The 24,582-nt window shown below is 63.5% G+C and carries 22 protein-coding genes; 3 read left to right on the forward strand and 19 right to left on the reverse strand.

The window, feature by feature from the left end; genetic code table 11:
- Positions 1-29: 29 nt before the first annotated feature.
- From FBY03_RS18260 to FBY03_RS18295, 8 genes are all read right to left on the reverse strand, one after another.
- The gene (locus FBY03_RS18260) at positions 30-2,468 is read right to left on the reverse strand and encodes an RND family transporter (protein ID WP_147173780.1); all 2,439 of its coding nucleotides are present in this window, start codon (positions 2,466-2,468) and stop codon (positions 30-32) included.
- Positions 2,469-2,499: 31 nt separating this feature from the next.
- Positions 2,500-3,570 carry a YCF48-related protein gene (locus FBY03_RS18265; RefSeq protein WP_147173781.1) on the reverse strand — a complete coding sequence of 357 codons (1,071 nt, stop codon included), beginning with the start codon at positions 3,568-3,570 and terminating at the stop codon, positions 2,500-2,502.
- Positions 3,571-3,728: 158 nt separating this feature from the next.
- Positions 3,729-5,087, reverse strand: a complete 1,359-nt coding sequence (locus tag FBY03_RS18270; protein WP_147173782.1) for a DUF1329 domain-containing protein — start codon at positions 5,085-5,087, stop codon at positions 3,729-3,731.
- Positions 5,088-5,126: 39 nt separating this feature from the next.
- Complete coding sequence (locus FBY03_RS18275; protein WP_147173783.1) at positions 5,127-7,106, reverse strand: DUF1302 domain-containing protein; 1,980 nt, start codon at positions 7,104-7,106, stop codon at positions 5,127-5,129.
- Positions 7,107-7,249: 143 nt separating this feature from the next.
- The gene (locus FBY03_RS18280) at positions 7,250-7,816 is read right to left on the reverse strand and encodes an alpha/beta hydrolase (RefSeq protein ID WP_147173784.1); all 567 of its coding nucleotides are present in this window, start codon (positions 7,814-7,816) and stop codon (positions 7,250-7,252) included.
- 382 nt (positions 7,817-8,198) lie between these two features.
- Positions 8,199-8,402 carry a hypothetical protein gene (locus tag FBY03_RS18285; protein WP_147173785.1) on the reverse strand — a complete coding sequence of 68 codons (204 nt, stop codon included), beginning with the start codon at positions 8,400-8,402 and terminating at the stop codon, positions 8,199-8,201.
- A gap of 63 nt (positions 8,403-8,465) precedes the next feature.
- Positions 8,466-9,749, reverse strand: coding sequence for a bifunctional diguanylate cyclase/phosphodiesterase (locus FBY03_RS18290; protein WP_178090691.1), 1,284 nt, complete (start codon positions 9,747-9,749; stop codon positions 8,466-8,468).
- 10 nt (positions 9,750-9,759) lie between these two features.
- Positions 9,760-11,325: a methyl-accepting chemotaxis protein gene (locus FBY03_RS18295; protein WP_147173787.1), complete on the reverse strand. Its 1,566-nt coding sequence runs from the start codon at positions 11,323-11,325 to the stop codon at positions 9,760-9,762.
- A 202-nt stretch (positions 11,326-11,527) separates the two neighbouring features.
- On the opposite strand from FBY03_RS18295, the gene FBY03_RS18300 reads away from it, so the two are divergent.
- On the forward strand, positions 11,528-12,547 hold the full coding sequence (locus FBY03_RS18300; RefSeq protein WP_147173788.1) for an AraC family transcriptional regulator: 1,020 nt from the start codon (positions 11,528-11,530) through the stop codon (positions 12,545-12,547).
- 7 nt (positions 12,548-12,554) lie between these two features.
- On the opposite strand, the gene FBY03_RS18305 is transcribed toward FBY03_RS18300, so the two are convergent.
- The 9 genes from FBY03_RS18305 to FBY03_RS18345 form a co-directional block, all read right to left on the reverse strand.
- Positions 12,555-12,851 carry a hypothetical protein gene (locus FBY03_RS18305; protein ID WP_147173789.1) on the reverse strand — a complete coding sequence of 99 codons (297 nt, stop codon included), beginning with the start codon at positions 12,849-12,851 and terminating at the stop codon, positions 12,555-12,557.
- Positions 12,852-13,451: 600 nt separating this feature from the next.
- Positions 13,452-15,263: an alpha/beta fold hydrolase gene (locus FBY03_RS18310; protein ID WP_147173790.1), complete on the reverse strand. Its 1,812-nt coding sequence runs from the start codon at positions 15,261-15,263 to the stop codon at positions 13,452-13,454.
- 43 nt (positions 15,264-15,306) lie between these two features.
- The gene (locus FBY03_RS18315; protein ID WP_147173791.1) at positions 15,307-16,317 is read right to left on the reverse strand and encodes a YeiH family protein; all 1,011 of its coding nucleotides are present in this window, start codon (positions 16,315-16,317) and stop codon (positions 15,307-15,309) included.
- The gene (locus FBY03_RS18320; RefSeq protein WP_147173792.1) at positions 16,314-16,640 is read right to left on the reverse strand and encodes a Rieske 2Fe-2S domain-containing protein; all 327 of its coding nucleotides are present in this window, start codon (positions 16,638-16,640) and stop codon (positions 16,314-16,316) included. Before FBY03_RS18320 ends, FBY03_RS18315 begins: the two co-directional genes overlap by 4 nt.
- A complete protein-coding gene (locus tag FBY03_RS18325; RefSeq protein WP_147173793.1) occupies positions 16,637-17,299 on the reverse strand; it encodes a DsbA family oxidoreductase in 663 nt (220 codons plus the stop codon). The genes FBY03_RS18320 and FBY03_RS18325 overlap by 4 nt, the downstream gene beginning before the upstream one ends.
- Positions 17,296-18,624, reverse strand: a complete 1,329-nt coding sequence (locus FBY03_RS18330; RefSeq protein ID WP_147173794.1) for an MFS transporter — start codon at positions 18,622-18,624, stop codon at positions 17,296-17,298. Before FBY03_RS18330 ends, FBY03_RS18325 begins: the two co-directional genes overlap by 4 nt.
- Positions 18,625-18,811: 187 nt before the next feature.
- Positions 18,812-19,861, reverse strand: a complete 1,050-nt coding sequence (locus tag FBY03_RS18335) for a 3-keto-5-aminohexanoate cleavage protein (RefSeq protein WP_147173795.1) — start codon at positions 19,859-19,861, stop codon at positions 18,812-18,814.
- A 52-nt stretch (positions 19,862-19,913) separates the two neighbouring features.
- Positions 19,914-20,762 (reverse strand): TauD/TfdA family dioxygenase, encoded by an 849-nt coding sequence (locus FBY03_RS18340; protein WP_147173796.1) that lies wholly within the window; start codon positions 20,760-20,762, stop codon positions 19,914-19,916.
- Positions 20,763-20,775: 13 nt separating this feature from the next.
- Entirely contained in the window at positions 20,776-21,756 is a 981-nt protein-coding gene (locus tag FBY03_RS18345; RefSeq protein WP_147173797.1) for a quinone oxidoreductase, read from the reverse strand.
- A 633-nt stretch (positions 21,757-22,389) separates the two neighbouring features.
- On the opposite strand from FBY03_RS18345, the gene FBY03_RS18350 reads away from it, so the two are divergent.
- Both FBY03_RS18350 and FBY03_RS18355 read left to right on the forward strand, forming a co-directional pair.
- Positions 22,390-22,995, forward strand: coding sequence for an RNA polymerase sigma factor (locus FBY03_RS18350; RefSeq protein WP_178090693.1), 606 nt, complete (start codon positions 22,390-22,392; stop codon positions 22,993-22,995).
- Positions 22,989-23,216 (forward strand): hypothetical protein, encoded by a 228-nt coding sequence (locus tag FBY03_RS18355; protein ID WP_147173799.1) that lies wholly within the window; start codon positions 22,989-22,991, stop codon positions 23,214-23,216. The genes FBY03_RS18350 and FBY03_RS18355 overlap by 7 nt, the downstream gene beginning before the upstream one ends.
- Positions 23,217-23,641: 425 nt before the next feature.
- Here FBY03_RS18355 and FBY03_RS18360 read toward each other — a convergent pair whose 3' ends face one another.
- Positions 23,642-23,986, reverse strand: coding sequence for a hypothetical protein (locus FBY03_RS18360; protein WP_147173800.1), 345 nt, complete (start codon positions 23,984-23,986; stop codon positions 23,642-23,644).
- Positions 23,987-24,160: 174 nt separating this feature from the next.
- The gene (locus tag FBY03_RS18365; protein ID WP_147173801.1) at positions 24,161-24,496 is read right to left on the reverse strand and encodes a VOC family protein; all 336 of its coding nucleotides are present in this window, start codon (positions 24,494-24,496) and stop codon (positions 24,161-24,163) included.
- Between the last annotated feature and the right edge of the window lie 86 nt (positions 24,497-24,582).

Below are 24,582 nucleotides of genomic sequence, written 5' to 3' on the forward strand. Positions count from 1 at the left end.
CGTTTAGGATTCTGAGTAGCAGCGACACCTCACACCCGATGTTTGGGCAGCAGGAAGTGCGACAGTGCGGGGATCAGGATCAGCGCACCGAGCATGTTCCACAGGAACATAAAGGTCAGCAGGATGCCCATGTCAGCTTGGAACTTGATCGGCGACCAGGCCCAGCAGATCACACCGGCAGCCAAGGTGATGCCGACCAGCCCGACCACCCGACCGGTAAAGGACACGGCGTTGCGGTACGCTTCTATCAGCGGCATACCTTGACGCTGATAGTGCAGTTGCACACTGAGCAGGTAGAGCGCGTAGTCCACCCCGATGCCGACGCCGAGGGCGATCACCGGCAGGGTCGCCACCTTGACGCCGATGCCCATGTACACCATCAGCGCCTCGCAGAGGATCGAAGTCAGCATCAGCGGCAGTACCGCCACCAGCGCCGCCCGCCAGCTGCGGAAGGCGATCAGGCAGAACAGGGTCACCGCCGAGTAGACGTAGAACAGCATGGTGCGGTTGGCCTCGCGCACCACGATGTTGGTCGCCGCCTCGATCCCGGCGCTGCCGGCGGCGAGGAGGAACTGGCGCTCCTCGCTGCTGTTGTCGCGGGCGAACCGGTCGGCGATAGCCACCACCGCGTCCAGGGTCTCGGCCTTGTGGTCCTTGAGAAAGGCGATCACCGGCATCAGCGAGCAATCGGTGTTGAACAGCTCGGGGGCGTTGACCGAGGCCTGCTGCGCCGCGTAGTTGAGCATGTTCTGGTTGCGCTGGATGCTGTTCAGCTTGGGGTTGCCCTCGAAGGAGCCGGCGGTGATCTGGCGCACCGCGTTGACCAGCGACACCGTGGTCTGCACCCCCGGGTGCTGCTGCAACTCCCAGGCCAGGCGGTCGGCCAGGACCAGGGTGCGGTAGTTCAGGCAGCCTTCCGGCTCGGTCTTGAGCATCACCGCGAACAGGTCGCTGGACAGCGCGTAGTGGCCGGTGATGTAGGCATTGTCGCGGTTGTAGCGCGAGTCCTCGTGCAGTTCCGGGGCGCCGCTGTCGAGGTCGCCGATCTTCAGGTTGAGGCTGACCATGAAGCCGCCGATGCCCAACAGCAGCGCCACCGTCACCGCACCAGTCGCCCAGCGGGGGGTGGTGAAGTGGTCGAGCAGGTCCCACAGCTTGCCGAAGCCGCGATGCTCGGCGGCATTACTGTCGATCTTCAGCGCCCGTTCGGCGGCCTTGGCGCTGACGCCGACATAGGACAGCGCCACCGGCATCATCAGCAGGGTGGTGAAGATCAGCACGGCCACGCCAATGCTGGCGGTGATCGCCAGGTCCTGGATCACCGGGATGTCGATCAGCATCAGAACGGCGAAGCCCACCGCGTCGGACAGCAGTGCGGTGACCCCGGCGATGAACAGGCGACGGAAGGTGTAGCGTGCCGCCACCAGCTTGTGGGTGCCCTGGGCGATGTCCTGCATGATGCCGTTCATCTTCTGCGACGCGTGCGACACGCCGATGGCGAAGATCAGGAAGGGCACCAGCACCGAGTAGGGGTCGATGGCATAGCCCAGCCAAGCGACGATGCCCAGCTGCCAGACCACGGCCATCAGCGAGCAGCCGATCACCAGCAGGGTGCTGCGCAGGCAGCGGGTGTACAGCAGGATGATGACGAAGGCGGCCGCCACGGCGATGGCGAAGAACATCATCACCTGGATCAGGCCGTCGATCAGGTCGCCGACCAGCTTGGCAAAGCCGATCACGCGGATCTTGATCTTGCCCTGGCCTTCCTCGTCGGCCTGCAGCGCAGCGCTGCTGCCGGCGAACTCGTAGCGGTCGCGCAGCTTCTCCTCGAGCACCTGGGAGAACTGGTGGTAGTCGATGCCGCGACCGGTGGCCGAGTCCTTGTCGAGCAGCGGCACGATCAGCATGCTCGACTTGAAATCGCTGGCCACCAGGCTGCCGACGATGCCGGCCCGGGTGATGTTCTGCCGCAGCAGCTCGATGTCCGCCGGCTGGCCGCTGTAAGCGTCGGGCATCACCGGGCCGCCCTGGAAGCCCTCCTCGGTGACCTCGGTCCAGCGCACCGCCGGGCTCCACAGCGACTTCATCCAGGCGCGGTCGACGCCCGGGGTGACGAACAGCTCGTCGTTGACCTGCTTGAGCACCTCCAAGTACTCGGGATCGAAGATGTCGCCCTCGGTGTTCTCCACCACCACCCGCACCGAGTTGCCCAGCCCGCGCAGCGAGGCGCGGTTCTCCAGGAAGTTCTGGATGTACGGCTGGCTCTGCGGAATCATCTTCTCGAAGCTTGGGCGCATCTCCAGGCGGGTCACGGCCATGTAGCCGAGCACCAGGGTGATCACGACCATGAACAGGACGAACAGTGGACGGTGGTTGAACACCAGGCGTTCCAGCAGGTTGCCGGTACTCGGATCGAACTCACGCAAGTCGCGGATCACCGGCATGGTGTCTTGCTTTATTTTGCCCATGGCAGGGTACTCGCTCTTCTAATTTTTCTGGTTATTCGACTGGCAGGGCGCGCACGCCACGGCCACCGACCAGCACCAGGGCGCCATTGGCGGCCAGGCTGGCGCCAGCGACCGGCGATTGCTGGGCCTGCGGCACCACCTGCAGGGCGGCCTCGGCGCTGGCCCGGAGCATGTGTCCGGCCTGGGTGAACAGCCGGTAGTCGCCGCGGGCATCCAGCGCGGCGGCGGTGATGCTGACCTGCAGGCCGCTGTCCAGTTCGTTCCAGCTGACGCCGCCGTCGCTGCTGCGGAACACATGGCCGCGCAAGCCATAGACCAGCAACTCGCCGGGCCGGCCGATGACGCCGAAGAAGCTGCCCTGATAGGGCGTCTCGACGGCGACGAAGCGCTCCTGCGCGGCGTCCCACTTGCGCAGCAGGCCCTGTTCGCCGGCGAGGTAGAGCGCATCGCCGGTCCAGGCGATGGCATTGAGGTGCAGGCCCTGTGGGTTGTCGGTGCGGTCCTGCAGCGGCGTCCAGCTCCGGCCACCGTCGACGGTGGCGAGGATCAGGTTGAATACGCCGACCGCATAGCCACGCTTGGCGTCGGCGAACCAGACGTCGAGGAACGGCTTGTCGGCGCCCTCCTCGACCAGGCGCTGGCCTTCGGCGGCGAGCCGCGGCCAGTCTTCGTTGGTCGGCTCGGCACTGGCCAGGGCGCCGTAATGCTCGACCAGCAGGGCGCCGATGTCACGGCCATCGAGCTGCTTGCTCCAGTTGGCGCCGGCATCGCTGCTGTGCAGGATCACGCCGTCGTTGCCGACCGCCCAACCCTGCTCGGCGGTGGGAAAATGCACGGCATTGAGGTCGGAGCTGACCGGCACGGCGGCCTGCTGCCAGGACTGGCCGGCATCATCGGAATAGAGAATGTGGCCACGGTGGCCAACGGCGACCAGCCGTTCGCCCGCGCGGGTGACGTCCAGCAGGGGACTGCGCTGCGCCAGGGCACTGGGCTTGGCCGGCAGTTCCAGCACATCGACAAAGCCGGCTGCCTGGGCGACAGCCTGCAGCAGTACCAGCGTGGCACACAGCGCCAGCCGCACATACTGTCTGACAGAACACATAACGCGTCCTCTTGGAAAAAGGGCGCCGGAGTGCACCCGTGGTACAGCCCCGGCGTCAGGGTCAGCAGCTCCTGTTGACCGGCCGGCAAAGCCGGTCAGCTGCCGGTCGCGCCGCCTGGGTTGGCAGCGGACCGGTGAGTGCTATTGTTAGCTTGCGTTTAGCGGATACCGGCACCTGCCAGGGCTTCCGGCGACCACTGCACCTTCGACAGGGGCTCGATGTACTTGATGCCGCCGTAAGGGCCGACCACACCGTTGATATTGTAGTTACCACCGACCAGGTCATAGATCACGTGGGGGGCGGTGTTGGGCGTATCCACGTCGTAGCTCTGGGTGAAGAAGCTGTAGGAGCCGCGATACAGCTGGCCGCGGGCATCGTACTGGTCGGACGCCAGGGCCACCCAGCTGTCCTCGTCCAGATAGAAGCGGCGCTTTTGGTAGATATGGCGCGCACCCTCCTTGAGGGTGCCTTCGACCACCCACACGCGATGCTTCTCCCAGCGCACGAACTCGGGTGCCAGGTGGTTCGGCGTAGTCAGCGGCTTGGGATCCTTGATGTAGGTCAGCGCGTAGGTGTTGTACGGCACGAACATTTCCTTCTTGCCGACCAGTTTCCAGTCGTAGCGGTCCAGGCCACCGTTGAAGACATAGACATCATCGTAGGTACCGGAGCCGGCGGTGCCCGGGTTCGGCGTGTCGTAGGCCAGGTTCGGCGCCAGCTTGACCCGGCGCACGCCGGGCAGGTACTGCCAGGCACGGCGCGCTTGCACCAGCGGGTTGGCGGCGTCCTTGAGCATCAGCGACTCGCCGGCGCGGCGGGCCGGACCGCTGTAGTACAGCTTGGTCTGCCAGTAGGTGTCCTTGGCGTCGATGACCTTGTTCAGATCTTCGTAGATCGGGTAGGAATTGAAGGCCATACCGGAGGTGGCCAGGGTCGGGGTGCCTGCGGAGTCGACGTTCCAGGAGTCGTACTTGGTGGAGTAGGCGACCCCCTGGTAGCGCAGCAGGTGGTTCCACATGGCCTCTGCTCCCGACTGCGGAATCGGGAAAGGCACGCCCGGCAGGACGTTGTCGATGGCGTTGCCACCTTCCAGCGACTTGGCGCCGGTGGCGTTCTTCAGGGTGTTATCCAGCAGGGCCTGGGGCAGGGTCGCCGTGCGATGAGTCGGGTAGACATCGATACGGAAGCTGGGGAAACGCTTGGCCAACTCGGCGGTGACCGCCGTCAGCTGGTCCTTGTGCTGCTCGAGGTTCTTGCCGTCGATCACCAGCAGTGGCTTCTCGTCGGCGAAGGGATCGGGACGGAAGGTGTCGCCGGCCTTGAACCCGGCCGGTGCGGTCTTCAGGCCGCCGTCGAAGGCCGGGATGGAGCCGTCGGCGTTGCCGGCTTGCTCGGCGCCGACCGCAGTCAGGCTGGTGCCCAGTTTGGCCGCTTCCTCGGCCGATACCGCCGCCAGGGCGGCACTTGAAATCACGGTGGCCAGAGAGGCGGCCAGCAGCGTAGTCACGAATTTCATCTTGTTGTACTCCTGCCTAGTGGCTAGGTTATTCGCGGATCAGAAGGTGGTTTTGAAGGTCAGGTACATGGCGCCACGGTCTTCGCCGGTGGCACCGCCGCCGGAGAACGAGGAGTAGCCGCCGCCGTAGCAGGTGTAACGCTCGGGACCATCCAGGGCGTTCGGCGTGGAGCCGTCGGTGGCGCCGTCGTCGCACTTATCCGTCTCGCCGAAAGAGTCGACGTACTTGAGGTCGACGTAGTACTTGTTGTAGATGGCCGCGCTCACGCCTACCGCATAGTTGCCGGTGTTTTCGGCACCGCCTGCTACGACTGGGGAGACGCCATCGAGGCCGACGTTGATCGACATCGGCGCGCTCAGGTCGACACCCGGGAACACCTGGTACCAGGTCGGGGTGAAGTTGACCGCCAGACCCCAATTGTCGCGGGTCGGTTTGTCGATGCCGCGGTAGGTGCTCTTGCCCTTGTACAGCGCCTCGTTCTTGCTATCGAGGCTGATCAGGTTGCTGTAGTACAGCTCGCCGAGCAGGGTGGCCGAATCGAACAGCGGGGTTTCGGCGATGGCCACCAGGCCGTTCACGGTCCAGTGCAGGGTGTCACCGGTGGCGCTCATGCTGTCGCCTTCGCGCGGCAGGTCGGTGACCACCCCGGTGCCCGGGGTGCGCGCCGGCAGTGCACCCAGACCAGCCGCCAGACCGCCCGGCCCGGTGGCGCTGATGATGGCCGGAATGCTGGCCAGCGGCATGTTCTGACGGAAGTTGAGGTCGCTGCCAACACTGACGTCGCCGAAGCTCTTGGACAGGCTCAGGCCATAGATGTCGATGTCGTCGCCGTAGCTGAGGCTGTAGCTGGTGCCGGCCAGGGAGTCGACCAGACGGCATACCCCGGTAGCGGGTACGTTCACCACGCCGCCCGGGGCTACCACGCAGCCACCCTGGGTCAGCGACAGCGAGCGGGCGTCCAGCACGGCCTGCGGCAGGATGTCCGAGGTGTTGCGGTAGTAGGCGCCCAGGGTGCCGTCCAGCCACTCCGGCGACCACTTGACCATCAGGCCCCAGTCGCCGCGATCATCGGGGGTGTTGTCATCGCCGCGACGCACGTTGGTCAGCGCGTCCTGGCCGAGGAAACCGGGCGGCGTGGCGGTGTGACCGAGCAGGAAGGACTGCGCGCCGGCGCCGAGCACATCGGAAGTTCCGTAGTAGGTGCCAGCCTCGGGCAGGCGGGCCTCGTCCCACTTGAGGAAATACTGGGCGCCGAAGGTCAGCTCGGGATTGAGGGTGAAGGTGGCGGAAATCTGGTTGCGCGGGACGAACAGTTCCTTGGCCTCGGTGCCTGGCGAAGCGGCCAACTTGGCCAGGTCCAGGCCGGACTGGCCGTAACTGACCGAATGCACCGGGTTGAGGATGGTCTCGCCCCAGAATACGTTGTGCTGGCCGGCCTTGATGCTGAACAGCGACTCCTCGCCGACCTCGGTGCTGTAGAACAGGAAGGCGTCGAGGATCTCGCCGGATGGCCCGCTGTAGTAGCGCTGGGCATAGTTGCTCAGGTGCGGGCTACCGTTGCCCACGCCGTCGAGACCGGAGAAGGCTCCGACCAGGGGGTGCTGGCCGACCATGCCGCTCACGGCGCCATTGCCGTTGACGAACGGATTGGAGCTGGAGCCGGTGTTGTCGTAGGCCTTGTCGTACCAGCTCGCCGCACTGACGCGGAAGCCCATCGCCCGCTGATAAACCACGTCCAGCTCGGTCAACAGATCGACGCGGTTGGTGATGTTGGTACCGGACTTGCGGAAGTTGTAGTCGCCGTCGTTGTTGTTCGGCGTGCCCAGCAGGCGCTTGTCGGCACTCTCGGCACGCACGCCGTAGTTGTACTTGAGGGTGTTGTCGAAGCGGACGCTCCAGTCTTCGCTGCCGGTATCGACCTCGAAAGCATGGGCCGCCGGTATGCTAGCGGCGATGATGGCCGAGGCCAGCAGGCTGCGGCGCAAGGGGTTGACGCTGTAACTTTTATTGTTGTGCATTGCGTTGTCTCCGCTTGTTGTGTTCTTGGGGTACTGACAACTGCCTTCATTCTGTATAGCAACCCTGCAATCCCTGCGTTCCTGTATTGCCCCGCTGCCCAGCCCTGGTCAGCGCTGCGACTCAAAAAGAGTGGCGCGCTCCTTCAGCGATCCAGCTGACGAATGAAGTCTTCGGCCTTGGGCCATTCGCCGAAGCCCGAAGCAGGATTGAGATGACCGACGTCACCCAGGTTGGCCAGTTCGCTGCCCCACTCCGCGGCCATCCGCGTGGCAACGCTGAAGCTGGCCAGGTAGTCATTGGTGCTGGCGGCGAGGATGCTGGGGAACGGCAGCGTGCCCTTGGGCAGCGGGTCCCAGCCGTTTTCGCGCAGACTCTCGGGGCTCGGGTAGCCTGCCGGCCAGCTGCCGTCGAGATCGGGCGGCGCGACCAGCAGGGCGCCCTTGATTGACCGCTGGTGAAGACTCGCCCAGTGCACCAGCATCAGTACGCCGGCACTGTGCCCGACCAGGATCACCGGGCCATCGATCTGCTCCAATGCCCCCTGTATAGCTTCGACCCGGGCGGCCAGGCTGAGCTTGTTCTCCTCCAGCGGCGGCACCGCACGCACCTTCTCCAGGCGAGCCTGCAGCAACGTCTGCCAGTGCTCGGGCACATGCTCGCGCAGGCCGGGAACGATCAGCACGGTGGCATTGGTGTGCAGTTTTTCCACGTCGATCTCCTTGCAGTTGGAGGGCGCTTGAACGAACCGTTCAGCACACTTGTGGAATAGACAGTAAAGCCCCCCTCCCCTAGAGGCTTCACATTAAGCGTCAGCGACTTTTCATTTGATGACATGTCGTCGACCAGTCCATGCCAGACCGCTGCCGCTGGCTGAAAGCCCTGATGCCCTCGGCGATAGCGCATCAGGAGCGCTTGCCACTGCGGATCTTCGGGCAACTGGCGGACGGGGCTGTTCAGTTCGGGCAACAGGGCGGCATAGCTGGGGGGGAGCAACAGGTGTCGCTGGCAGGACACAAGTTCATCTGCGGCGACATACAACAGCTGGCGCAGGGCCGCTTGCCGGCGTGTCTCGAACTCGAGGGTGCGTCGGCTCACCACTGCGGCGTCCACCCAGCCGCGCACCAGGCGTTGAATATTGCCCCCTCGTCGGCAGCGTCCTGCCGCACGACCAAGGGATTGGCCAACTGGGCCTGTAACACCGGGTAGAAATGCCCACCCACCAGGCCCAAGCGATGACCGGGAAGGTCATCCTGCTGCAGCCGAGCTTCAGTACCCTGGGCGCGCGACACCAGCACAACAGCCAAGCCAGCCAGACGGCTCTCATCGACATACCCTCCCAGCCAGACTCCCGGCGCGGTTCAGCACGCTGCAGACGATGGCGATAGAACCTGCAGCAATGCTCGCAGTCGATCGAGTGGCATGGGACGGGCATACCAGGGACCCTGCCCTTGCGTGCAACCACAGCGCTGAAGATAGGCCAGCTGCTCGGGGGTCTCGATGCCTTCGGCCACCAACTGCACACCAGCGCCCTTGGCCAGAAGCAACATGGCATTGACGATGGCCTGGTCGCGGGAATCATCGAGAAGGCCGGCAACGAAGGAGCGATCGATCTTCAAACGATCGAAGGGCAAGTGCTTCAGTGCGCCAGATGAGCAATAGCCGGAGCCGGAGCCGGAATTATCGATGCTCAGTCGCACGCCGCACTGGCGCAACCTGGCCATCTGCCTGGCGGCCTCCTCCAGGCCACCGCCTGCCACCTCCGCGGTGATCTGCAGCTCCAGACGCGAACTCGGCAATCCGCTGCTACCCAGGATTCGCTGCACTTTTCCAGGGAAGTCGGAATGGAGGAAGGTGGAGCCGCTGATATTTACCACCACCGGCACGTCGAGCAGCCCCTCTTCGATCAGCACCATGTTGTCGCGACAGGCCCGCTCGAGCGCCCGGTTACCCATCGCCATCATCAGCCCCTGCTGCTCCGCCAAGGGCATGAAGCGATCCGGCGAAACCGCCCCGTGGGCGCCATCCGACCGACCCAGCAAGGCTTCCATGGCCACCGGACGATGGGGGACAGCCAGTTCAAACTGCAGCTGGTAATGCAGCTCCAAGTCGTTGGAAGCCAATGCCCGGCGCAGACACTCGACGCCGCGCGATTCATCCTCTTTCTGCTCACGCATTTCACCCTGGAACAGGCGCAGACAGTTGCCGCCGGCCATCTTCGCCCGAGACCTGGCCAGGTCCGCGTCACTGAGCAGTTGATCCGTCCCCCGACTCGTCCCCGGATAAAGGCTGATGCCCAGGCTAGCCCCCAGCCGCAGGGATCGCCCCTGTATCCGGAAGGGCGCCATCAGCAACTGCAGGATGTGCTCTCCCCGCTGGCGTGGTTCCTGCTCGGTCACGCCCAGATGGGCAATGATCACGAACTCGTCACCGCCGATTCGCGCCACCTGGTCGCATTCGCGTAGTGCGCCCTTGAGCCGCTGCGCCACCTCCAGCAGCAGTGCATCGCCGACCTGATGGCCGTGGCAATCATTAATCTGCTTGAAGCCGCCGAGGTCGATGAGAATCACTGCCAGGACGTCGCCTGCGGCCTTAGCCAGGGTGACGGCCTTCTGCAGGCGCTCGCGCAGCTGACTGTTGTTCATGTCCACGGCCTCAGACGTTGAAGCGATCGACCAGCACGTGCAGCGCGCCGGCGGTGGACTCCAGGTCACGGCCGAGCTGAGAGGAACGCACCGTGATGTCGGCGTTGCGCTCGGCGGCCTGGGAAACATTGCTGATCTGCCGGGCGATGTCCTCGGCCACCTGGGTCTGTTGCTCTGCAGCGGCGGCCATCTGCTCGGCCATTTGCTGGATACCCGTAACCGCCGTGTTGATGCCTTGCAGCGCCTGTTCGGTCTCGACCACCCGCTGCACCCCGGCCCGCGCCTCTTCGCTGCCCTGGCGGGCGATGTCCACCGCCTGCCCTGCCACCGCCTGCAACGCGCCGATGATGCGCTGGATCGCCTCGGTTGACTCGCGGGTCTTGCCGGCCAGGGCTCGCACCTCGTCGGCCACCACGGCGAAGCCACGCCCCTGCTCGCCCGCACGCGCCGCCTCGATAGCGGCATTGAGCGCCAGCAGGTTGGTCTGCTCGGCGATTGCCTGGATCATGTTGGCCGCCTGCTGGATCGACTGGGTCTGCGCCGCCAAGCCGTCCACCGAGTCGCTGATGCCTTCCACCGTGTCGGCCAGGGTCTCGATCACCCGTCGGGTTTCCCGCGCCTGGCCCGCGCCTTCGGCCGACAGCAGGCTGACCTCGCAGGCGCTTTGTGCGGTGGCCTGTACATGGCCGCTGACCTCGCCAATGGACGCCGCCATCTGGTGCATGGCGGTGGCAGCCATATCCGTCTCGACCCGCTGGGCTTGCAGCGCCGCCTCGGCCTGCTGGACCAGCTGACCGTTGCGTTTGGCCAGTTGCGCGGTCTGGTCGGCGTAATCGCCGAGGCGGGTCAGCGCGGTTTTGATCCGTGCCCCTTCGCTGATCAGCGCCAGTTGCAGGCGCGCCACGGCACCGCTTTCGTCGCTGTAGGTACGCGCCACCAGCTCGCTGTCGAAGGCCAGAGGCGAGGCCTGCCCGACCTTGATCAGGGCGCGCCGGACGAAGCGCAACGACAGGGCCGCCTGGACCACGAACAGCGTCAGCACCATGACCAAGGCCAGGCTCGACCACCTTTGCGCCAGCAAAACCGGGCCAATCAAGGTTGCCAGCAGCGGCAGCAGCAGAAAACGTCCGAGGACCTTCAACCGCTCGCCTGCCGAAGCCGCTGGCTTGCCGGCGTTCAGACGCGCGTAAAGGGCGGCGGCGCGGCGCACCTGGGCGGCATCTGGACGCACCTGTACCGACTCGTAACCGACCACCCGGCCGTCCTGGCGGATCGGCGAAACATAGGCTCCGACCCAGTAGTGGTCACCGTTGCGACAGCGGTTCTTGACGATGCCCATCCAGTTCTTGCCGGCCTCCAGGTGTTCCCACATGTGGGCAAACACCGCAGCGGGCATGTCCGGGTCACGCACGATGTTATGCGGACTACCTATCAGCTGCTCGCGACTGAAACCGCTGAGCGCGACAAACTCGTCGTTGCAATAGGTGAGGATGCCACGCTCGTCCGTGGCGGAAATCAGCCTCTGCTCCGCGGGAAAGCTCAGTTCATTACGGGTGACCGGCTGGTTGACACGCATCATGATTCCTCAGCATCTCGCAGGTTCGGACCGGGCCGCGCGCAAGGCAATAACCCAGTGAGAAGCTCGGAATGTTAGGAGTAACCCTACTTAACGGCTTGCCATAATGTGTCAGACACTTTTCATTTCATGACTAGACCAGTATAAGAAGGCCTGCTGCAAAAGCGCTTCTGCGCAGCAACACCACTTCAGGAAGCCCTGCATGACGACCATGGTTCGCGCCGCTGTCTTGACCAACTACATCGAAGTGGCCCAGCACCTGGGCCTGAAGCCCCAGGCAATGCTGGCCCAGGTCGGCCTGAGCAGGTCGCTGTTACAGGAGCCCGAGCAGCGCATCCCGGTGGAGGCAGCGGTGCGTTTGCTGGAGGATTCGGCCGCGACCAGCGGCTGTCAGAACTTTGGCTTGCGTATGGCCGAATCGCGCCAATTGTCAGATTTCGGAGCGGTCAGTTTGCTGCTCAACCACCAGAGCACGCTGCGCAATGCCCTGCAGGCGCTGGTGCAGTACCGTCACCTGCTCAACGACTCGCTGGCACTCTTTATCGAGGAAGCCGGGCGCATGGTGATCATTCGCGAGGAGGTGGTCACCGAGTCGCACCTGCCCTGCAGCCAGGCCAACGAATTGGCCATCGGCGTGATGTTCCGCCTCTGCGCGGCGCTGCTCGGCGCTCACTGGCGACCGAGCAGCGTCAACTTCAGCCACGCAGCGCCCGACGATCTACAGTTGCATCGCCGCCTGTTCGGCTGCCAGCTGGAGTTCGGCAGCGAGTTCAACGGCATCGTCTGCCCGGCCGCCGATCTGGATGTGGCCAACCCGCACGCCGATCCGGCCATGGCACGCTACGCCCAGCGTTACCTTGACTCGTTGCAGAGCGAAAGTGAGTCCTCGATGCTGTTCGACGTGCGCAAGGCCATCTACCTGCTGCTGCCCATGGGTCGCGCCACCATCGAGCAGATCGCCCAGGCTCTGGGCATGAACGTGCGTACCTTGCAGCGGCGCCTGGAGGAAAATAACGCCACCTTCAGCGACCTGATCAACGACGTGCGCCGCGATCTGGTGACACGCTACATGGAGAACCCGGCCTATTCGCTGGCGCGCATCGCCGACCTGCTGGGCTACTCCATGCCCAGCTCGTTCACCCGCTGGTTCGCCGCCCAGTTCGGCATGCCCCCCGCGGTGTGGCGTGCGCAGCGCAACATCGTCTTGCGCAAGGGTGGTTGAGGCCGCCTCAGGCGCCGCGCGGGGACAACCCTCCAGGTCGCGCCAGCAGTTGGAGCAACTGTGGCGGCTGACCGAGTTGCAGCACGTAGGTGTCCAAGGTGTCCAAGGTGTACAGGTGGTGATTCACCGCGGTCAGGCTGCGCGGGTCAGGGTTACGTTCATCAGGATTGAAGTACAGCAACGCGCTGGCGCATAGCAGTTGGCCACGGCTGACCAGTTCACTGAGTTGCTGAGGGCCGCACTCGCCCCCCTGTACCGGACTGCAGAGTATGAGCAGCAGGCATAGCGGAACCATGGGACCCATCGTTGGATCCTTCTTATTGTTCTGTAGTCGATCTCACTCGCTTGGTGTTGGATACCTCGCGAACGGATCGACAGCGATCGCTCCTGCGGTATCCGGAATAAAAAAGCGGACAGCTGCTACCTCAGCCGCCGCAAGGAATCCAGGGTGGTGCCCCCCGGATTGACCAACTCTTTGGCACAGGACACGCCCCTCCGGACACCGGCCGGACCTCCTGCCGATGGCGTCGAAGGCCGGCAGCAAGTGGGTGATGGCGAACTGGCCTATGGAAGCCAAACTGACGACGAGAACGACGAAGAGGTAGAAATCACGCATACGCGCCGCCAGCCTGGCTTCCATAGACGTGTTCGGCCTGCCATGAGGAAAGCGACCACGGTCTTGATCGAGAAAAAAAGCGGTCGGCCGCCTGGGCAGCCGCCGCAAACGTTTCGGGAGCCACACCCCGAAACGGTTCGCACCCCGCCATGGAGTAACGGGGCACGGCGGTACTTAACGCAGGATCGCGCAGCCGGTGGCGGCCTGCAGCACGTCGAAGTCGACGCCCGGCGCCGTCTCCACCAGGCGCAGCCCCTCGGCCGTAATGATTGTTCCAAGCCGGCTGGGTCAGCGCTCCAGCACATAGGTGCCGGGGGCGGCACATAGGGCCGGGTATTGGCGCGAACCGAGCGCCTTGGGTGCCGTGCGGCTGGCGCCTGAGCGCTGCTGGATCCACTGCCGCCAGTGCGGCCACCAGCTGCCCTGGTGGCGCTCGCCGGCGTTCTGCAGCCACTGCTCGGCGTCAGGCGCGGCGGCCGGGGCTGCGTAGAAGTAGGACTTTGGATTACCCGGCGGATTGACCAGGCTCTGCAGGTGGCCGGCGCTGGACAGCACGAAGGTGCTGTCGTCGCCCAACATCCGCGCGGTGCTCCAACAGCCCTGCCAGGGCGTGATGTGGTCGGTGCTGCCGCCGACTACATAGGCGCCGACCTGCACCTGGGTCATGTCGATCGGCAGGCCGGCGATCCACAGTTTGTTCGGGTTGCTGAAGGGGTTGCGCTGGATCAGGTCCAGGTAGTCGGCATGCAGCTGCGCCGGCAGACGCGTGGTGTCGCAGTTCCAGGCCAGGATGTCGAAGACCGGTGGCTTGTTGCCGAGCAAATAGTTGTTGACCCAATAGTTCCAGATCAGGTCGTTGGGGCGTAGCCAGGCGAACAGGCGCGCAATTTCCTCGCCGCTGAGCACGCCCTTGTGCCGCGAGCTGGCCTTGGCCGCGGCCAGCGCCGCTGGCGTGGCGAACACACCAATGCCGGTGTCGTCCAGCACCGCCGGCATATCCAGTACGCACACTGCCCAGCAGGTGTTGGCCACCTTGCTGCTCTCGCCACGCGCGGCCAGCCAGCCGAGGTAAGCGGCCAGGGTTATGCCGCCCGAGCAGGAACCCCACATGTTCACATCGCGGCTGCCGGTGATCTGCCGCGCCGCGTCCACCGCCTGATCCAGGCACTGCACATACTCGGACAGGCCCCAGTCGCGGTGCTTGGCGGTGGGGTTGCGCCAGCTGATGACGAACAGCTGCACGCCACTGTCCTGCAACCACTTGATCAGGCTCTTCTCCGGCGACAGGTCGACGGCGTAGTACTTGTTGATCTGCGGTGGCGACATCACCAGCGGACGCTCGTGCACGCTCGGGGTGGTCGGCGCGAATTGCAGCAGTTCGAACATCTTGGTGCGCAGCACCACCTCGCCCTTGGCAGTGGCGATGTTCTCGCCCAGCTTGAACGGTGAACTGTCGACCTGCGACGGCAAACCACGGTTGTGCAGCAGGTCGCTGGACAGCTGGCGGGCGCCCTGCAGCAGGCTCATGCCGCCGGTATCGACCAGCCTGCGCAGCGCCGCAGGGTTGGTCAGCAGCAGGTTGCTCGGCGCCAGCGCATCGAGCAACAGGGAGGCGACGAAGCGTGCGCGCGCCCTGTCCAGGCCCTCCAGATCGGCAGCCTCGATAAAGGCGTTGAGCTCGCGCTCGCCGGCCAGGTAGCTCTGCACCAGGGCGCGCAGGAACACATTGCTCTGCCACGCCGGATCGGCGAAGCGCTTGTCCTTCGGCTGCGGCGCCAGCTGCGACTCGCCGCTAGCGATCCGGTACAGCTCACGCAGGTAGTTTCCACTGTGCATGCCGGCCTTGAACGGCGTGCGCCCCACCGCCTTGAGCAACGTGCCGGCGGCGCCGAGCAGGTCCCGCGGGCGCACACCGATCAGCGGGACGACGGCCGGGGCGGGTTTCTTGGCGGCGGCCGGCGGCTCGGCGCCGGGACTGTCGGCGACCTTTCTCTCGAGCTTATTCGGAGCCTTGCTACGCGCGGCCCGCGGCTTTCGCTTGGGCGCCGCGGGCTGCTCGGCGCGCGGGTCCACCGTGGCAGATTCGGGCGTTTGGCTCATGACGGCTCTCTGACTGACAAAGAAATACGTGGGATTTGGGCCATCACCAGCCCCAGTGCAGTAACAGCAGTACCAGGCCGACGAGAAATACGGTTTCGCCGAACATCAGCAGGATCGGCTTGATACCGACCGCTGCAAGTTCCTTGAGCTGAGTCTTCATACCCAGGGCGCTGATGGCGATGATCAGGAACCAGCGCGACAGGTCGTTGCCCATACCCTGCACCACGGACGGCACCAAACCGGTACTGTTGATGCTGGCCAGAATGATGAAGCCCACCGCGAACCACGGCAGCAAGGGGGGGCGCTTGCCGGTGCTGTCGGCCCCACGGGCGCGGGTGATCATCGAGGCGCAGAGAATCACCGGCAGCAACATTGCAACGCGCATCAGCTTGACCACGGTGGCGATATCACCGGTCTCGTGCGACATGCTGTAGCCGGCACCAACCACTTGGGCCACGTCATGAATGGTGGCGCCCAGGAACACCCCGGCGGTGGTCGGCGACATATCCAGCCACTGGGCAATCATCGGGTAGCTGATCATGGCCATGGTCGACAATGCCGATACGCCGATGACGGTGAACAACGTGGCCTTTTCCTTCGCCGCATGCGCTGGCAGCGCGGCGGAAATAGCCATCGCCGCAGAGGCACCGCAGATTGCCGTAGCCCCCCCGGAAAGCATGCCGAACAGGGTCTGGAAGCCCAACAGGCGGGCCACCAGCATCGACAGCGAAATCGTTACCGCCACCGAAGTGACAACCAACAGAACCGGCTCCCAGCCCAGCGCCGCTATCTGTCCGAGGGTAATGCGCAAGCCCAGCAAGCACACGCCGATGCGCAGCACCTCGCGAGCCGTGAACTCGATCCCGGCCTTGCAGCGACCATCGCCGGAAAGAAAGTTGAGCGCCATGCCGAGCAGCAGGGCAAACAGCATGACCGGCGCCCCATAGTGTTCGGAAAGAAAGCTGGCGGCAGCTGCGACTATCAGGCTGACGATGAATCCCGGCGCCAGTTCGCGCACACGACTGTGGATGGAAACGAGTGCAATGGTGCTCATGACGCAGACTCCTCGGAAGCGATGATGATGAACAGCCGGCCATCGAGCACTTCGACCGGGTAGCTGGCGACCTTGAGCTGGGTCGAATTGAGCGGGTAACCGCTGGCCAGGTCGAGGCGCAGGCCATGGGCGCCGCACTGGATCACCCGGCCCTGCAGGCGACCGCCACACAGTGAGGCAGCTGGGTGCGGGCAGCTGTCGTCGATGGCGTAGAAGCGGCCGTCTAGGTTGAACAGGGTGATGCTGCTGCCCTCGCCTTGGATCAATACGCGACCACCGGGAGCCGGCTGCCGCTGCGGGTCGACTTCGATTCGCGTGTTCATGCCGGCCGGCCGAGTGGCTGTGCGAGGCTCTCTTCGATGGCGCCAAGCAGCACTTCGGCCGGCTGTGCGCCGGACACGGCCAGGCGCCGGTCGAAGACGAAATAGGGCACGCCCTGACCAGCCAGACCTGGCTTGTCGGCAACGTAGGCGCTGCCGTCCCCGCGCAGACAGGCGGCCAGTTGCGCGGGCTCGAATCCACAGGAAGCGGCGATGGTCAGCAGGGTGTCGACATCGCCGAGATCCTCGCCGCGCAGGAAGTAGGCCTCGAACAGGCGCTCGAGCAGAGCATCGCGCTGCGCCGCACGCCCCAGCTGGGCGGCGCCTCGCAGCAGGCGGTGGGCATCGGCGGTATTGGGCATGCGCTCGATGCGCTGCAGATCCAGATCCAACCCGGCCGCGGCGGCGGCGTCCTGCACCTGGGCCTGACGCAAGCGCACGGCCTCGGCACTGCCGAGGCGCTGCTGGTAGAACTCGGCGAAGGGCACGCCCTGCGCCGGCAGCTGCGGCAACAGTTGCACGCCGTGCCAGACCAGATCGACCTCGACATCCACCTGCTCTGCCGACAACCGGGCCAGCGCGCGCTCCAACTGGCGCTTGCCGATCAGGCACCAGGGGCAAATGAAGTCGAAGACCACATCGATACGCAGCAAACGACTCATACCTGAGCCTCCGCGGCTGCTTCGATGGCCTTTTCCTCGACACCCCCGCCCTTCAGCCGATCCATATCGTTGTGGTAGTGGCGCTTCATATAGAGAAACACCGCCGCCGCCGCGATGCTGATCAACGGCACCAACTGGAAGGCGTTATCCAGGCCGATGAGATCTGAGACCTTGCCGGTGATCAGCGGCCCGGTCGCCAGGCCCAGCATGTTGTTGGCCAGGGTCAAGGTGGCGAACGCGGTGCCATGAACGCTGGGGTGGGTCAAGTTGGCGACCATCGCCCCGGCCGGGCCGGAAGTGCCGGCGGCAATCACCATGCCCAGGCAGATCAGCACCAGTTGGGCCGTGCCGAACGGCAGGGCGAAGGCCAGCGACAACAACAGGCAGCTGCCCAGGCAGTAGGCGATGGCCAGACTGATCTTGCGATCCGGGCGATGAAGCCCCAGTCGATCGCTGAGCATGCCGCAGAGAATCATCCCGACACCGCTGCAAAGCACGATGATCGCTGCCATGGCACCGGCCTTGTCGGTCCCCATGTCGTAGTAGCGGTTCAGGTAGCTCGGCATCCAAACGATCACCGTACCGCCCACGAACAGTTGCAGACCGCTGCCGATATAAGCAGCGATCACCGAGCGACTTGCATACAGGGTGCGCAGCGGCCGCTTGATCTGGAGGGCAGCCTGGCTGGCGGCATCGGCGACACGCCGGGGAGCGATGCGCGACTCGCGCACTATCACCGGGTAGAGCGTGGCCAGCAGCAAGCCGAACAGCGCCATGCCGGCGAAGGCCCAGCGCCAGCCGAGATGCTGGGCCATGAAGCCACCGAGGGCCATGCCCAGCACCGAGCCGAACATGCCGCCGGAAATGAAGGCGCCGGACAGGGTGGCGCGCATCTCACGGGGGAACACCGACACCACCACGGCGATGCCGACGCTGCCATAGGCGGCTTCGCCGACACCGACCAGGAAGCGGGCGATGAACATCTGCTCATAGCTCTGCGCCAACGCGCAACCGAGGGTGGCCAGACTCCAGAGGATGGCCATCAGCGTCAGGCTTCTAATCCGACCGAAGCGGTCGGCCATCAGCGACAGTGGAAAAGTCAACAAGCCGACCATGACCGCGACTATGCCGCTGAGCAAACCGAGCTGGGCATCGCTCAGCGCCCACTCACCCTTGAGCAGCGGGAATACCGCGTTGAGCACCTGCCGCGACATATAGTCGGAGATCAGCAGACCGAAGGTCAGCGCGAACACGATCCAGGCATAGGTGCGCGGGATGCCGATCGAGGTGTCTTCACCCTCGTCGCTGATGTGGTATGCGGCCATACGGCCTCCTGGTTGTCTTGCGTGAACTTATTGTTGTTCTTGGGCAGGTCTTGTGCCCAACCAGGGATGCAGGGCTGGTAAGACCGTTGCCCTCCATGCGCCCTGAAGGGGCGCCCGGAGGTGTCTACCGACATGCATCCGGGTTACGCCGCTGTCGCGGCTAACCCATCCTACAGCTGCGGGTGAATCATTTGCGCAGGAAGCCCTGCTGACCGCCCTTCGGGTTCGGGGCGAAGCCATTGGCGGCCAGGGTTTCTTCGACCGTGTTGTAGAAAACGCCGATCTTGAGGATCTCGCGGGCTTCCTTGCCGTTGGCGACCGGACGGCCGATCTCATTGGCGATGCGCACCAACTGTTCGATCTGCTCGACGGAGGTCATCTTGCGCGAACGGTCCTGGGTCCAGAGGTTGTCCTCGATACCGCAGCGCACATGCAGGCCCATCGCCATGCCCATCAGGTTGATCGGCAGGGTGTTGAGCATGGTGCTTTCCACCGTCAGCATGGTGCCGTCGGGGATGGCGCGCAGGAAGTTGGCCATGCTGTAGATGTGCGGCTGGTCCATGCCACCACCAATCGCCACCCAGTTGCACACCAGCGGCCCCTTGTACACGCCGCGACGGATCAGGCGCTCGACCGACTCGTAGCTGTTGATGTTGTAGAACTGGAAGGCGCTCTGGATGCCGGCGGCGCTCAGGCGGCGCACATGCTCCTCGATGAAGCCGGGGCCGGAGGGCACGATCATCTCGCGGTAGGCTTCATAGGTATCGCTGCCCATGGAGGTGCCGGCGTAGTCGCGCGCATCCATCTGCTCGATGACGTTCATCTGCGTGGTGTTGACCGTCACAGTGACCTGGTCGGGCTTGGGATCGAGCTCGGCGAGCATGTGACGGGTGTCGTCATGCAGCCACTTCGCGGCCGCGCCGTCCTCCGGTGGTGCGAAGGAGATGGAGCCGCCGACCTGGATGACCATGTCCGGCACCGCCTCGCGCACGCCGGCAATCAGTTCGTTGAACTTGGACAGGCGCTTGGAGCCCTTGCCGTCCAGCTCGCGCACGTGCAGGTGCAGTACGGCGGCGCCGGCTTCGTAGCAGTCGACGGCCTTCTGAATCTGATCTTCCATGGTCACCGGAATGTCTTCCGGATAGTCGGAGGGGAACCATTCTGGGCCATAGGGCGCCGCGGTGATGACGAGCTTGTCCTGGTTTTCAGGGAAGAGAGAACCGTCAAGGAAGTTCATTTCTGTTGCCTCAAATAATTGAAAGTGAGTGGCACCACTAGCGCGTTCCGACTCAGTAGGTCTTGTCACCGATGATGCCGGCACGCTCCATCTTGCGATGGCAGGCCGGGTAGTCCATGACGGCGTAGTGCTGGGTGCAACGGTTGTCCCAGATCGCCACGCTGTTGGGCTTCCAGCGCCAGCGCACCTGATACTCGGGGATGTAGGCCTGACTGATCAGGTAGCGCAGCAGATCGCCAGCGCCAGGGTTGGCATCCTGGCCGAAGCGCACGCGCTCGGGGGTGTGGTAGTTGCTGAAGTGGGTGGTGAATGCGTTGACGAAGAGGATCTTTTCGCCGGTTTCCGGGTGGGTGCGTACCACGGGATGCTCGGCATCCGGGAATTGCGCCTTGAGCGCCAGGCGCTTGTCGAACGGCATCGCCGCACCGAAGCTGGCCTCGATGCTGTGGCGGGCGCGCAGACCGTCGATCTGCTGCTTGATATGGGCTGGCAGGTTGGCGTAGGCCAGGGCCATGTTCGCCCACATGGTGTCGCCCCCCACTGGCGGGCATTCCACGCAGCGCAGCACGCAACCGAACGGCGGCACCTCGCGCCAAGTGGCGTCGGAGTGCCAGGCATTCTCGTAGCGGTCGACCGGGCTGTCCGGGGTCTTGTAGATCTGCACCAGCCCCGGGTGCTCCGGATGGCTGCCGGCCACTGGATGATCTTCCAGCGGGCCGAAGCGTTCGGCGAAGGCCACATGCTCACTGCGGCTGAACGCCTGATCGCGCAGGAACAGCACCTTGTGCTGCAGCAGCAGGCTGCGGATCTCGGCAAACAGACCGTCGTCGTTGATTGCATCGGCGAGGTTCAGCCCGCTCAATTCGGCGCCGATACTGCACGTCAGTTGTTCAACTCGCATGGTTGCAGCCTCCTTAGATGACAAAGATCGACGACCCGGTGGTCTTGCGCGACTCCAAGTCGCGATGGGCCTGGACCGCATCCTGCAAAGCGTAGTGCTGGTTGATTTCGATCTTGATCCGACCGCTGCCGACGTGATCGAACAGCTCGCCGGCCAGGGCAGCCTTCTCCGCCGGATCGGCGATATAGTCGGCCAGCGCCGGACGAGTCAGGTACAGCGAGCCTTTCATTGCCAGCAGTTGCGGGTTGAAGCCTTCGATCGGGCCGGAGGCGGTGCCGACGCAGACCAACAGGCCACGGCGCTTGAGCGAGTCCAGCGAGCCCATGAAGGTGTTCTTGCCGACGCTATCGAACACCACGTTGACGCCAACGCCATCGGTCAGTTCGCGCACGCGCTGGGCGACGTCCTCATGGCTGTAGTTGATGGTATGGGCGCAGCCGTGGGCGCGAGCGATCTCGGCCTTGGCATCGGTGGACACGGTGCCGATCACGGTCAGACCGAGCAGCTTGGCCCACTGCGAGACAATCAGGCCGACCCCGCCGGCGGCGGCGTGCAGGAGAATGCTGTCGCCGGGCTTGAAGTCATAGATGCGGCGCATCAGGTAGGCCGAAGTCAGGCCGCGCATGGTCATGGCCGCGGCGGTCTCGAAGGCAATGCTCTCTGGCAGCTTGATCAGCGGTGCGGCCGGAATCAGACGCTCGGTACTGTAGGCGCCGAGGGTGTTGAGGAAACCGGTGTAGGTGACGCGATCGCCGACCACCACGTTGCTCACGCCTTCGCCGACAGCCTGGACCACGCCGGCGGCCTCCACGCCCATGCCGTTGGCCAGCGGGATCGGGTAGGTGCCGTTGCGGAAGTAAGTGTCTGCGTAGTTCAAGCCGACGGCGACATGACGCAGGCGGACCTGACCGGGGCCCGGCTCACCGACGTCAACGTCCTCGTAGCGCAGAACCTCGGGACCACCGGTTTCGTAGAAGCGTACGGCTTTGGCCATGCTGTTCTCCCAAATGCTTTCTCGTTGAGCAAGAGCGCTCGTGTTCAGACCAATTTAGGAGGTTGCACCGCGCTGCGCTTTTCATCCGACGACAGTCATTTTTCATTTCATGACAATCGCCACCATTTCATGCGAACCGGGGCGTAACGACAAAAGCTGCTAGGCACTGCAGGCCCCTACCCTGTCGGGCCGCCGAAGAGTGCACGTAGCTGCGTGGCGTCAGGGAGAGAATGCCGCGACAGACTAAGCCCTGATGAGTCAACAGGGTGCTGGATTACTAAATAGGGTAATCGGGCCAGTTTTTGTCACAAAAAGTTAATCAAAACAGCCACAGGTTCCTACAAGTGCCGCCTGGATATTCAGTCCGCTATGCGAGGCGTAGCCTGTACACCGGCCACTGTTCCGACGCTACTTATCAGCATGACCACGCTGATCTCGGCTCACGCTTCGCACAGTTTTCAATAGGGGCTGACAGCAAAGCCTTGTCTCCAGAAGCTTGCAGGCCAACCTAGTCTCCATTTTCTCAGGCCTTCAGTTGTAACAAAAATGCAAGTGAAGCCTCTAATCTTGGCTACAGACTATTGCCACGGTGATTGCTGCTGAGGAGATCGCCGCATGGCATGGGAGGAGCAGATGGACGAAGAACAAGGATTGGTCAAGCGCTTGCGCGAGGGCGATACAAGCGCTTTCGAGGCCATCATCAAACAGCATCATGCTTTTCTGGTTGCCATGGCAATTCCACTTGTGGGACCGCAACTGGCAGATGATGTGGCTCAGGAAACCTGGTTGAAAGCCCTGGCTGCAATCAACGGGTTCGAAGGCCGATCCAAACTACGCACCTGGCTCGCTCGAATCGCGATCAACGAGGCGCACGCCCCGACGCGTAAGCGCAAGCGCGAGGTTTCCCTGGACAGCTGGGGAAGCGACCCGGGTTCACCTATCGCCGCGCGCTTCAATGAGCAAGGCGCCTGGGATGTGCTCCCTGCGCAGTGGCACCATGACACTCCAGAGGCGCTACTCAGCCAAGAAGAGCTCCAGGAATGCATACGCAAACATCTGCACAAGTTACCTAATGACCAAAAAAGCGTGGTGATCATGCGTGAGCTGGCCGGGCTCGACTATGCAGAAATTGCTCAGGCACTCGGACTGCTCGAGGGTAATATTCGTGTCCTGTTGCACCGTGGCCGCCAACGCATGCATGCCATGCTCAATCACTTCGAGGAGGTAGGAACATGCTGACCTGCCGAGAAATGTCGGAATTGGGCTCAGACATCATCGATGGACAGTTGGGCTTGCGCACTCGCTTGGCCGCATTCATGCACATGCATAAATGCTCACGTTGCAGTCTCTACATCCAACAACTCAAGGTCACCTCGCAGGTACTGCAGCAAACATCACTGAACGGTAAGTCCGTCGACCCGCAGGCTATTCTGGACAAACTGAACAAGCCTCGTGAATGAATTGACTGATCCGCCTTAGGCCCGCTCGGTACTCCATGGCCGTTTGCTGGATCGTGGCCAGTCCGCCTATGTTTAGGGGTGTTGTGTAAATCCTCGTCGATCTAGAACCACAACAGGACCGACCTTGGTTTTGCTCTACTGGGCACCGAGTAACGATTGCCAGTTCAGCGCCAAGTATTTGGGGTTTCCTCAGGGCCAGATAACCCACCGCTACGGCGCCACTCCTGTTGAACTGCACTGAAGCTGGAAACGCCGAACGGGACTAGATAGTTCAACAGTAAATGCTAGGCCGATAACTATCCCCTGCCCCCAAAACACATCGCCCTGACTGATCGGGTTCAACAGCGTACCTACGATCAGGGCGACCTTGGCCGACCCTAGGCGCTCATGCCATTTACTGAGCGCCCGCGGGCCGGCAGTCATGATCAATGCAGGCCGAACTCAACTCTATCCCTGTGGATCGGAGACTTGTACTGGCGATCTGGCTGCATAACTGTATCGCCTTCCGCACGCTCAGTTTGCATACCTGCCGCAGTGGGTTGCTCTTCGATCAGTTGGGCAAACCCTTGGCTTGCATCCGGACTGTCTCGCCTAGCTTCAAGCCTCTGCACTTGGTATTGCAGCAAGCGATTACTCCCTCCTTCCGCGAGCATTAAAACCGGCTCTTGAGTCAGTGATGAAACCGAGCTGTTGGCTGCCTGTCCAGGTGTAGCGGCAGCAAACATCACCAAGAGGCCGCTGAAGGCCGTCATATAGAGTGTGGATTTCATAGCTTCATCCTCCAAAATCATCTGTTCGCAGCAATGAGACGAATAGCCGAAGGGATTGTTACAGCAGGTTTTGGCAGGGAGGCCGAGCGGTACTACCGGTTGTCAGCGCATAGGGGGGCAAATTGAAGCGATTTATCGATGGAGGGAAGGCGCCTGGAGCAGGCCCTATACACCTCAATGCTCGAGGTAACGGCTAACTTCGAGCAAGTTATCGTCCGGATCACGGAAATACACTGATTCCACGGGACACAGAGCGCCGGTGCGTGGTACAGGCCCCTGCTCCAGTTGCACACCCTGCTCCTGCAGATGAGCCAGTAGCCGTCCCAGGGGCCACGCGGTAATCAGGCACAGGTCGATGGCCCCTGGAGTAGGCGTTTTGGCTTTGGGCTCGAACTCGCGCCCGAGCTGGTGCAGATTGAATTTCTGTTGACCGAAACACAGGGCGTGACGCCCTTCGCCGAATACCTCGTGGCGCATGCCGAGTACTCGCTGGTAAAAGGCGACACCCATTAGCCGGTCCTACGTCAAGATCCAAAGCCTACCCGCCCTGCTTTTTTAACAGCAGGGTGTTCCCGTTGCTAAACCTGATCAGTTGA

The sequence above is a fragment of the Pseudomonas sp. SJZ079 genome (assembly GCF_007993865.1).
In the GTDB taxonomy this organism is placed as follows: Bacteria; Pseudomonadota; Gammaproteobacteria; order Pseudomonadales; family Pseudomonadaceae; genus Aquipseudomonas.

Excerpts from the sequence above, each read along its gene's own strand:
- FBY03_RS18260 (WP_147173780.1), bottom strand. The coding sequence starts at position 2,468 with ATGGGCAAAATAAAGCAAGACACCATGCCGGTGATCCGCGACTTGCGT.
- FBY03_RS18265 (WP_147173781.1), bottom strand. The coding sequence starts at position 3,570 with ATGTGTTCTGTCAGACAGTATGTGCGGCTGGCGCTGTGTGCCACGCTG.
- FBY03_RS18270 (WP_147173782.1), bottom strand. The coding sequence starts at position 5,087 with ATGAAATTCGTGACTACGCTGCTGGCCGCCTCTCTGGCCACCGTGATT.
- FBY03_RS18275 (WP_147173783.1), bottom strand. The coding sequence starts at position 7,106 with ATGCACAACAATAAAAGTTACAGCGTCAACCCCTTGCGCCGCAGCCTG.
- FBY03_RS18290 (WP_178090691.1), bottom strand. The coding sequence starts at position 9,749 with ATGAACAACAGTCAGCTGCGCGAGCGCCTGCAGAAGGCCGTCACCCTG.
- FBY03_RS18295 (WP_147173787.1), bottom strand. The coding sequence starts at position 11,325 with ATGCGTGTCAACCAGCCGGTCACCCGTAATGAACTGAGCTTTCCCGCG.
- FBY03_RS18300 (WP_147173788.1), top strand. The coding sequence starts at position 11,528 with ATGACGACCATGGTTCGCGCCGCTGTCTTGACCAACTACATCGAAGTG.
- FBY03_RS18305 (WP_147173789.1), bottom strand. The coding sequence starts at position 12,851 with ATGGGTCCCATGGTTCCGCTATGCCTGCTGCTCATACTCTGCAGTCCG.
- FBY03_RS18310 (WP_147173790.1), bottom strand. The coding sequence starts at position 15,263 with ATGAGCCAAACGCCCGAATCTGCCACGGTGGACCCGCGCGCCGAGCAG.
- FBY03_RS18315 (WP_147173791.1), bottom strand. The coding sequence starts at position 16,317 with ATGAGCACCATTGCACTCGTTTCCATCCACAGTCGTGTGCGCGAACTG.
- FBY03_RS18320 (WP_147173792.1), bottom strand. The coding sequence starts at position 16,640 with ATGAACACGCGAATCGAAGTCGACCCGCAGCGGCAGCCGGCTCCCGGT.
- FBY03_RS18325 (WP_147173793.1), bottom strand. The coding sequence starts at position 17,299 with ATGAGTCGTTTGCTGCGTATCGATGTGGTCTTCGACTTCATTTGCCCC.
- FBY03_RS18330 (WP_147173794.1), bottom strand. The coding sequence starts at position 18,624 with ATGGCCGCATACCACATCAGCGACGAGGGTGAAGACACCTCGATCGGC.
- FBY03_RS18335 (WP_147173795.1), bottom strand. The coding sequence starts at position 19,861 with ATGAACTTCCTTGACGGTTCTCTCTTCCCTGAAAACCAGGACAAGCTC.
- FBY03_RS18340 (WP_147173796.1), bottom strand. The coding sequence starts at position 20,762 with ATGCGAGTTGAACAACTGACGTGCAGTATCGGCGCCGAATTGAGCGGG.
- FBY03_RS18345 (WP_147173797.1), bottom strand. The coding sequence starts at position 21,756 with ATGGCCAAAGCCGTACGCTTCTACGAAACCGGTGGTCCCGAGGTTCTG.
- FBY03_RS18350 (WP_178090693.1), top strand. The coding sequence starts at position 22,390 with ATGGACGAAGAACAAGGATTGGTCAAGCGCTTGCGCGAGGGCGATACA.
- FBY03_RS18355 (WP_147173799.1), top strand. The coding sequence starts at position 22,989 with ATGCTGACCTGCCGAGAAATGTCGGAATTGGGCTCAGACATCATCGAT.
- FBY03_RS18360 (WP_147173800.1), bottom strand. The coding sequence starts at position 23,986 with ATGAAATCCACACTCTATATGACGGCCTTCAGCGGCCTCTTGGTGATG.
- FBY03_RS18365 (WP_147173801.1), bottom strand. The coding sequence starts at position 24,496 with ATGGGTGTCGCCTTTTACCAGCGAGTACTCGGCATGCGCCACGAGGTA.